The 446-nt window shown below is 78.0% G+C and carries 1 pseudogene; it reads right to left on the bottom strand.

The window, feature by feature from the left end:
• Positions 1–446, bottom strand: a pseudogene (locus tag QOL99_RS17605) (DUF3084 domain-containing protein); the annotation flags it as partial.

Consider the following 446-nt stretch of genomic DNA (forward strand, 5'->3'; position numbering starts at 1 on the left):
GGCGGCTTCCAGCGCCTGCACCTGACGGTTGAGGGCGGTCACGCGGGACTGCGCGGCCCTGGCCCGCGTCTGGGCGGCCTCGGCGCGGGCCTGGGCTTCCCCGGCGGCGGCCTCGGCACTGGCGGTCCGGCGGTCGAGGGCGGCCACCTCCTCGGTCAAGGAGCCCACCTGCGCGTTCAGGGCGCGGGCACGCTCGCGGCTGTCGGCGAGCTGAGTCTCGGAAGCTTCCAGCGCGGCGCGGCGCTCCTCGGCGCGGGCCTCCAGGGTGCGCCCGAGCGCGGTGAGTTCGGTCACCCGCTTTTGCAGGGCGCGGGCCTGTTCCTGGGCACGGGCACGGTCGGCCTGGGCAGAGTCGCGGGCCTGCTGGGCGGTCCTCAGCGCGGCCTGCGCCCCCTGCAGACTGGCCTGCGCCTGCGCCCGCTCCCGCTGGAGGGCCTCGGCTGCCC

The sequence above is a fragment of the Deinococcus rhizophilus genome (assembly GCF_030271215.1).
In the GTDB taxonomy this organism is placed as follows: Bacteria; Deinococcota; Deinococci; order Deinococcales; family Deinococcaceae; genus Deinococcus; species Deinococcus rhizophilus.